Source organism: Streptomyces aurantiacus JA 4570 (assembly GCF_000414115.1).
GTDB lineage: Bacteria > Actinomycetota > Actinomycetes > Streptomycetales > Streptomycetaceae > Streptomyces > Streptomyces aurantiacus_A.
This window is the reverse complement of record NZ_AOPZ01000341.1, coordinates 1-5,564: the sequence shown is the minus strand read 5'-3', so window position 1 is coordinate 5,564 and position 5,564 is coordinate 1. Positions and strand designations below refer to the sequence as shown.

Sequence of the window (5,564 nt, the reverse complement as noted above, 5' to 3'; positions counted from 1 at the left end):
TGCACCTTCAGATCGCGCACCTCGAGGAAGGCGGTGGGAGCGGGCGAGCCGGAGACCACTTCGCCGACGGCTGCCCCGGACTTGGACGCGGAGGTGCTCTCGGGAGCGGCTCCGCTCTTGGACAGTTCGGTCATCCCAGCCTCACTCGCGGGTCGATGACGGCGTACAGAAGGTCCACGACGAGGTTGGCGACGGCGATCGCGAGGGCCGCGCACAAAGTGACGCCGAGGATCACGGGCAGGTCCTTGCTGCTGATGGCCCTGACCGCTTCGAGACCGAGGCCCGGAAGGTTGAAGGTGGACTCGGTGAGCACGGCACCGCCCATGAGCACGCCGAGGTCGAGTCCGAAGACGGTGAGGATCGGCGTCATCGCGGAGCGCAGCGCGTGTCTGCGGATGACGGCGGGCTCGCCGAGGCCCTTGGCGCGCGCGGTGCGGATGTAGTCCTCGCCGAGCACTTCCAGCATGGTGGCGCGGGTGAGGCGGGCGTACATCGCGGCGTTCAGGAAGGCGAGCACGATCCACGGCAGGATCAGCGTCTGGATCCAGACGTCGACGGAGTCGTCCGTACTGAGGCTGTCGGCGATCTCCACCCAGCCCAGGTTGTGGACGAAGATGCCCATCGCGATCATGCCGGTGAAGAAGACGGGGAGCGAGACGCCGCCGAGGGCGGTGGTCATCGCGGCGCGGTCCCACACCGTGCCCCGCTTGAGCGCGGAGACGACACCGGTGAGAACACCGGCGCCCAGCCACAGCACACAGGCGCCGGCGGCGAGCGCGCCGGTCACGGGCAGGGCGTCCTTGAGGGTCTCCCAGACAGGGGCCTCGGTACGGAAGGAGTAGCCGAAGCAGGGCGCCGGGCAGTGCGTGACATCGCTGCCGTTGGCGTAGTCCCGGCCCATCGGGATGCCCTTGATGAAGTCCCAGAACTGGATGATCAGCGGGTCGTCGAGGCCGAGTTTGGTCCGGATGCCTTCGAGCTGCTCGGCTCCGGCCTGCTTCCCTGCGAAGAGGACGGCGATGTCCTGTCCCGCCCACTTGGGCAGCATGTAGAAGACGGTGAAGGTCGCGAGCAGTACGACCAGCACCATGATGATGACGGCGATCAGGCGCCGGATGAGATAAGCAAGCACTGTGCGCGGCCCGGCGGTGGCCCGGTCCCCCTTGTGAGGGGCCCTGGCCACCGCCCGGGGCCATCACCTGCCCTTCGGACTGGCGGGATTCGGCGGCGGTGTGGCGGTCGGTCGAGGACGGTCGCCGCGGCGGGATTCACGCCCGCCGCGGCGGCTCTCCGGCGTTACTTCTTGTCGTTGACGCCGAGCGAGACGTAGTCGTACCGGCCGTTGTAGGCGTCGGACATGTAGGCGTTCGTCAGCCGCTCGCCGCGCCAGGTGATGTTCTTCTCGTACAGGAACGGCATCCAGTCGGCCTGGTCGAGGATGCGCTTGTCGATCTTCTTGTAGATCTCCGCGGCCTTGTTCAGGTCGGTCTGGGCGATCGCGTCGTCGAACATGGCGTCGATCTTCTTGTCCTTGATCTGGGACTCGTTGTAGTTGCCGTTCTCGACGAGGAAGCGGCTGTCGAACAGCGGCTGCGCGTAGCCCTGGCCGGTCGGGAAGTCCGGACCCCAGCCGCTCATCTGCATGCTGTAGCCGCGCTTCTTCACGACGGACGGCGAACCGGTGATGCTGGCCGAGTCGGCGCCGTCGAGCTGCTCGACGGAGACGTTGATGCCGACCTTCTTGAGCTGGGCCTGCAGGGCCTCGGCGGTGTCGACCTCGCCCGGGTTGTTGTTGCGGGCGGTGAGCTTGGCGCTGAAGCCGCCCGGCTTGCCGCACTGCTTCAGCTCGTCCTTGGCCTTGGCGATGTCCGGCTTGCCCTTGCGCTCCAGGACGCCGTACGGGTCGTAGTCGCTGGAGCCCGGGACCGCCTTCGGCAGGGTGCTGTTGGCGATGTCACCGGCCGCGAGCTTGCCGCCGCGGGTCTGCTGCAGGCCCGCGAAGTCCGTGCCGTAGAAGACGGCCTTGCGGCAGTGCACGTTGTCGAACGGCTTGGCCGTGTGGATCAGCGCGACATAGCGCACGAAGGACGTGTGCATGTTGTCGACGTTCGCCTTGTGCTTCTGCACCGCGGTGACACGGCCGGACTGGGTCATGCCCGTGCCGTTGAGGTCGACGTCGTAGTCGCCGCTCATCAGGCGCTTGTCGTTCTCCTCCAGGTTGGCGGAGATCGTCACGTCGACCTTGTCCGGCAGGGCCGGGCGGATCGGGTCCGAGTCCTTCTTCCACTTGTCGTTGCGGACCAGGACGATCTTCTTGCCGGGCTTGTACGACTGGAACTTGTACGGGCCCGAGGAGAACGGCCGCGAGGTGTACTTGGCCTTGGTGTCCTTGGCCGCCTTCACCGGGGAGCCGGCCGGCATCGCCAGGAACTGCTCGAAGTCACCGTTGCGCTTGGGCAGTTTGAAGACGATGGTCTTGTCGTCGGGCGTCTCGATCGCCTTCAGACCCAGCTTGTCCTTGGACGTGTCCTTGTACGGGCCCTTGTACTCGCCCTTGGGGTCGAGCGTCTGGCGGATGTAGCCAGGGCCACCGGTGATGGTGTCGGTCGCCCACAGGCGCTCGATGCCGTACTTGACGTCCTTGGAGGTCAGCGGCGAGCCGTCCTCCCAGGTGACGCCGTCACGCAGCTTGTACGTGTAGGTCTTGCCGTCCTTCGAGATCTTCGCGGTGGACTCGGCGAGGTCCGGGACCAGCTTGGTGCCGGCCTTGCCCGGCTTGGTGTCGTACGACACCAGCTGCCGGGTGTAGAACCGCATGAAGTCCCAGGACATGCCGTAGTAGGCGCGCTGCGGGTCGGCCGAGTCGAGGTCCTGCTTGCCGACCATGCGCAGCGTGCCGCCGGCCTTCTTGGACGGGTTGGCGACCTTGTTCAGGGCGGCGTTGTAACCCGCACCCTTCCCGCCGCCGTTGTCGTCGTCGCCACCGCCGCACGCCGTGGTGGTGACCAGTGCCGCGACGACGAGGGCCGCACCAGCGGTGAGCCGTCGTTTCGGGGAAACTCTGGGCATTTTCTCGCAACCTCCGAGATTCGCGGTCCCTGGCCTATCGCTGCCGAGAACCATGGAATGAGCCACCTGACCAGCGGCAGGGGCAAGTCAGTTGGACTGCTAGCGGGTTCCCTTGGGGTCGAGCGCGTCGCGCAGTCCGTCCCCGAAGAGGTTGAAGGCGAGCACCGTGATGAAGATCGTCACACCCGGGAAGACCATGAACATCGGGTCGTGCTCGTACGTTTCGAGGGCGTCGCGCAGCATGCCTCCCCAGGAGGCGGTCGGCGGCTTGACACCGGCGCCGAGGAAGCTCAGGGCGGCCTCGGTCAGGATGTTGGTCGGGATCATCAGCGTCGCGTAGACGGTGATGGGGGCGACCAGGTTGGGCAGCAGTTCCTTGAAGAGGATGTGGCGGCGGCCGCCGCCGAGGCTCTTGGCCGCCTCGACGTACTCGCGCTCGCGGAGCGAGAGCGTCTGGCCGCGCACGATGCGTCCGATGTACGGCCAGCCGAAGAAGCCGATCACAAGGACGAGGATCGCGACGCGCACGCTCGTCCCCTCCAGACCCATCAGGTCGTCGGGGAGCACCGAGATCAGGGAGATGATGAAGAGCAGCTGCGGGAACGAGAGCAGCACGTCCATCACGCGGCTGATCAGGGCGTCCACCCAGCCGCCGAAGTAGCCGGCGATGATCCCGAAGAGCGTGCCGAGGACCACGGCGACGATCGCCGCGAGGAACGCCACGAGCAGCGAGATGCGTGCGCCGTAGACGATCCGGCTGAACACGTCGCGGCCCTTGTTCGGCTCGACGCCGAACAGGAAGTCGCCGCTCACGCCGCCGAGCGAGCCCGTGGGCAGGTTGGTCAGCGGGTCCAGCTTGTCCTGGTGGAAGTCGTTCGGCGGGTGGCCGAGGACGCTCACGATCAGGGGCGCGAAGACGGCGACCAGGACCAGGACCAGCACGGTGATGCCACCGGCCAGCGCGACCTTGTCCCGCTTCAGCCGGTTCCAGGCGATCTGCTTGAGGGACCGCCCCTCGACCTTCTTCACCCCTGCACCGGCTGCGGGAGCGACGTCCTCAGTGGGTTTCGCGTCCGCAGGTGTGTCATGCAATGGCGCCGTCATCGTGGCAGGGACCCCTCTCAACCGGCGGTGACCGGCCCGCACTTGCCGCTGTAGCGACGTGATCAGTCCGTCGTACACAGGGGCGAAGGCCCCTTGTGAGCGGGAGTCTTCAACGGGGTCGTGATCTGTTACCAGACTTGTCGGGGAATGGATGCGCAACCGTGATGCTGATCGAGGTGTTCCGTTATCCGGACGAGGCTGAACGCCGGGCGAACACGGGGCAGTTGGGGGGCAAGGCACCACAGGTGTCCATACCGTCGCTCGCGCCCCGTTAGCGGACATCGTGCACGTCAGTGCTGATCAGCCCGGTGACGAAGGGTGATTTCCGGACGCCGACCGGACGCCGACCGGACGATGTCCGGATCGGTACGGTGGGGATTTAGGGGGTTTTGCGGGATTTTTTTCAGTACGGTGCGGGATAGCCGTATCCGCCTGCGGCGGGGGCGGGGGCCGCCTGCGGGTCGCGGTCGTAGAACGGGCGGGCGTTGGCGCGCAGCCACATCGCCACCGGGTCGTGCGGGTCGGCCATCGCGACGGTGGAGACCGGCAGGCCCTCGGGAACCGCACCGATGGACTGCTGCATCATCGCGCGGACCGTGTCGACGGAGCCGGGCGAGGTGTCGTACACGTCCAGGCCGATGGCCAGGTACGGAGCGCCGAGGGCGGGCTGGACCCAGGCGCGGCGCAGCGAGCGGACCGCCGGGGTGCGGTGCGCGTTCTGGGTCAGCAGGGCGTAGAACTGGGGGAGTTCGATGGCCGGGTCGGTCAGCCGCAGCGGGCCCGCGGGCTGCACGTCGAGGCCGCTCGCGATGCGGCGCAGGTCCAGCCAGGGGACGCCGACGCCGCCGCCCGGGGCGTGCGGGTTGAGCCACAGGCCGTAGTGGTCGGGGTACAGGGCGCGGGCCGCGTCGGCGCCGCCGATCACTTCGTACCCGCGGTTCCAGCCACTGGCCGAGAGCTCCTGGGCGGAGGTCACACAAGGGGCGTAGCCCAGGCCCTCGACCTCCATGTTTCCGTACTGCGCGTCGGGAGAACCGGCCTGGCCGTGCCAGAGCAGCATCCAGACGCGGCCGTCGGCGAGGGCGTGCAGGAGCGCCTCGTACGCGTCATAGCGACCGGGGGTCACCTGGCGCAGCATGTGCTCGACCTGTCCCGCTGCGGCCGTGCCCGACGCACTCACCCGTAACCGCCCCTTTGCGACGAACCCCGACGTATCCACGTACCCGACCTGCCCGCACGGCTGTGTCGACGTGGTCGGGTTCCCAGCTTACTTCTGGCGGGGGCGCCTTGATCGGGGCTCGCGTCCCGAAAGCGTCCCGGTTGCTGCCGGGCCTCGCGCCCCCGCGCGCGGCAACCCCCCGCCACCGCTGCGCGGTGGCTTCTCCCACCCG

The 5,564-nt window shown here is 67.8% G+C and carries 4 protein-coding genes and 1 pseudogene; all 5 read right to left on the bottom strand.

The features are described from left to right. A pseudogene (locus tag STRAU_RS43990) lies at positions 1-134 on the bottom strand (ABC transporter ATP-binding protein); the annotation flags it as partial. Beyond that, positions 131-1,132, bottom strand: coding sequence for an ABC transporter permease (locus STRAU_RS28950; RefSeq protein WP_016643970.1), 1,002 nt, complete (start codon positions 1,130-1,132; stop codon positions 131-133). The gene STRAU_RS28950 and the pseudogene STRAU_RS43990, both read right to left, overlap by 4 nt. Positions 1,133-1,296: 164 nt before the next feature. Next, positions 1,297-3,069, bottom strand: coding sequence for an ABC transporter substrate-binding protein (locus tag STRAU_RS28945; RefSeq protein ID WP_016643969.1), 1,773 nt, complete (start codon positions 3,067-3,069; stop codon positions 1,297-1,299). 99 nt (positions 3,070-3,168) lie between these two features. Continuing rightward, on the bottom strand, positions 3,169-4,173 hold the full coding sequence (locus STRAU_RS28940; protein WP_037662607.1) for an ABC transporter permease: 1,005 nt from the start codon (positions 4,171-4,173) through the stop codon (positions 3,169-3,171). A 403-nt stretch (positions 4,174-4,576) separates the two neighbouring features. Then, positions 4,577-5,353 carry an enhanced serine sensitivity protein SseB C-terminal domain-containing protein gene (locus STRAU_RS28935; protein ID WP_016643967.1) on the bottom strand — a complete coding sequence of 259 codons (777 nt, stop codon included), beginning with the start codon at positions 5,351-5,353 and terminating at the stop codon, positions 4,577-4,579. Positions 5,354-5,564 lie beyond the last annotated feature (211 nt).

Bases quoted from the DNA above. Each gene is read 5' to 3' on its own strand.
- STRAU_RS28945 (WP_016643969.1), bottom strand. From the start codon at position 3,069: ATGCCCAGAGTTTCCCCGAAACGACGGCTCACCGCTGGTGCGGCCCTC.
- STRAU_RS28940 (WP_037662607.1), bottom strand. From the start codon at position 4,173: ATGACGGCGCCATTGCATGACACACCTGCGGACGCGAAACCCACTGAG.